At 69.6% G+C, this 2,559-nt stretch carries 3 protein-coding genes; 1 reads left to right on the forward strand and 2 read right to left on the reverse strand.

Annotated features, from left to right (window positions below):
• Positions 1–591, forward strand: a 591-nt coding sequence (locus P409_RS36630; protein ID WP_161790507.1) for a LysR family transcriptional regulator substrate-binding protein, incomplete at its 5' end; no start/stop codon positions are given.
• A gap of 124 nt (positions 592–715) precedes the next feature.
• On the opposite strand, the gene P409_RS31605 is transcribed toward P409_RS36630, so the two are convergent.
• Positions 716–1,297 (reverse strand): gluconokinase, encoded by a 582-nt coding sequence (locus tag P409_RS31605; protein ID WP_152613654.1) that lies wholly within the window; start codon positions 1,295–1,297, stop codon positions 716–718.
• 10 nt (positions 1,298–1,307) lie between these two features.
• The gene (locus P409_RS31610) at positions 1,308–2,396 is read right to left on the reverse strand and encodes a Gfo/Idh/MocA family protein (RefSeq protein ID WP_034847887.1); all 1,089 of its coding nucleotides are present in this window, start codon (positions 2,394–2,396) and stop codon (positions 1,308–1,310) included.
• Positions 2,397–2,559: the final 163 nt, after the last annotated feature.

The following is a 2,559-nucleotide window of genomic DNA, read 5'->3' on the forward strand; positions in this document are numbered from 1 at the left end:
GCGCTGCTGCGCGACCTGCGGCAGCGCTTTCCACGCCTGTCGCTGCGCCTGACCGGCGGGTTGGCGCACGCGCTGCTGGCCGATCTCGACCGCGGCCGGCTGGACGCCGCGGTGGTGCTGCTGCAGGAGAGCGCCGCGCCCTATCCCGGCCGGGTGGTGGGGCAGGAGAAGCTGGTGGTGGTCGGCGGCCGCGGCTTGGCCCTGCCGCGCCGCCCGTCCCTGGCCGACCTCGCCGCCTGTGACTGGGTGGTCAGCCCGCGCGAATCCTGCGACGTGCGGTCGGCGCTGGAGGCGCTGTTCGCGCGGGAGGGGCTGGAGCTCAGGATCTCCGCCGAGGTGCATGACCTGGCGATCCAGCAGTCGCTGATCCGCTCCGGCTTCGGCCTCGGCGTGCTGCCGTCGCGGCGCAGCGCGCCCTTCACCGCGCGGGACGAGCTGCGCCGCATCGACCTGCCCGGCTTCCGCTTCGACTTCGCCATCAGCGTGGTGCGGGCGCCGCATCTCGGCCGGCTGGACCGCGCGGTCGACCATCTGGAGCAGGGGCTGCGGCAGAGGCTGGCGCCGGCGGTGGTATCCATGGCGGCGGGGTAGCCCCTATTTGCCGTCATTGCGAGGAGGCGAAGCCGACGAAGCAATCCAGGGGCCGGTTCGCACTGGCCCCTGGATTGCTTCGCTGCGCTCGCAATGACGATAAAGGGTTACGAAGCGAGAGCAGTCACACGTCGTCGGCCACGCGGGACGGCTGCCCCGGCAATCCCAGCCTTCGGGCGGCGATGTCGATGATGCGGCGGGGCGGGTGGCGGATGTCGACCGTCACCACCCGCTCGCCGTCGCCCGGCGGCTCCAGCGTCTCGAACTGGCTGCGCAGCAGCGAGGGCGGCATGAAATGGCCCTTGCGGTTGGCCAGGCGGGTGGCGATCACCGCCTCCGACCCCGACAGGTAGAGGAAGGCGACGCCGGATCGGCCGGCCACCAGCCGGTCGCGATACACCCGCTTCAGCGCCGAGCAGGCCAGCACCGCCGGCTGCCCCTCCTCCAGCCACTGCCCGATCTGCGCCGCCATGGCGTCGAGCCAGGGCCAGCGGTCCTCGTCGGTCAGCGGATGCCCGGCCTTCATCTTCTCGATATTGGCCGGCGGGTGGAAGCTGTCGGCGTCGGCGAAGACCCCGCCCATGCGCCGGGCCAGCTGCTTGCCGATCGTGGTCTTGCCCGAGCCGGAGACGCCCATGACGATGACCACGCCGGGCGGGCCGCCGCGGCCGGAATCGGAAGGTTGGGTCGAGTCCGCGGCCGGCATGGGCATGTCCTCAGCTGAGCTTCACAACCTCGCCGGTGCGGAAGCTCTCATCCGCCGCCAGCACGATGCGCAGGCTGTCGATCGCCGCCTGCATGGAGTCGGTCAGGTCCAGGTCCTCGCGGATCGCGCGCAGGAAGAACTCCTGCTCGCGGTCGCACAGCTCCTGATGGCCGGGCTCGTCGGCCATGGTGATCCAGCGGTCTTTCTCGACGAAGTGGTTGTCCGCGTCGATCGCGGCGGAGTGGACCTTCAGCGCGTTGGTCTTGGTGTGCCGGTCGATATCGGCGGAATCGGAGATGGCGTCGGTCTTCGCCTCGCCCTGCCCGTCCTGCGGCACCACGATCGAGACGCAGCCCTTCGGCCCGACCACGTCCTTCACGAAATAGGCCACCTCGCTCATCATCGGGCCCCAGCCGGCCTCGTACCAGCCGACCGAGCCGTCGTCGAAGACGACGTGCAGATGGCCGTAATTGTGGATCGCCACCTCGTCCGACAGCCCGGCGCCGATGCCGTGCACCCGCACCGGCTTGGCCCCGGTCATCTGGCACATCACGTCGACATAGTGGACGCCGCAATCGACCACGGGCGACAGCGACTGCAGCAGGTTCTTGTGCCAGGTCCAGGACGGGCCGGAGCTCTGCTGGTTCAGGTTCATCCGCATCACCAGCGGCTTGCCCAACGTCTTCGCCACCTCGATGAACCTCACCCAGGAGGGGTGGACGCGCAGGATGTAGCCGATCACCAGCTTGCGGCCGGTCTCCTTGGCCCGGGCGACGACGCGCTCGGCATCCTCGACCGTGGTGGCGATCGGCTTCTCCATGAACACATGGGCGCCGGCATCCATCGCCTGCAGCGCGAACTCGGCATGGGTGTCGGACCAGGTGTTGATCGAGACGGCGTCCGGCCAGGTCTCGGCCAGCGCCGCGTCGTAATCGGCGAAGCGGGGATAGTCGGCCAGTTCGGCCGGCAGGTCGGCCTGGGCGATCGAGCGGGAGACCAGGCCGACGATCTCGAACCCGGCGAGCCGGTGATAGGCCAGGGCGTGCGACAGGCCCATATGGCCGACCCCGACGACGAGGACGCGCACCGGTTCGGACATGGCAAGACTCCCTGATGATGGTCTTGGGACGCGCTGAGGGAAAGGCCTCCCCCCCCTTGCTGTCATGCCCGGGCTTGACCCGGGCATCCAGAGACTGTCGACACCTTCTGGATTGCCGGGTCAAGCCCGGCAATGACAGGAAAGGGAAACCGGGCCTGTCACC

It is taken from the genome of Inquilinus limosus MP06, assembly GCF_000767795.1.
Taxonomy (GTDB): Bacteria; Pseudomonadota; Alphaproteobacteria; order DSM-16000; family Inquilinaceae; genus Inquilinus; species Inquilinus limosus_E.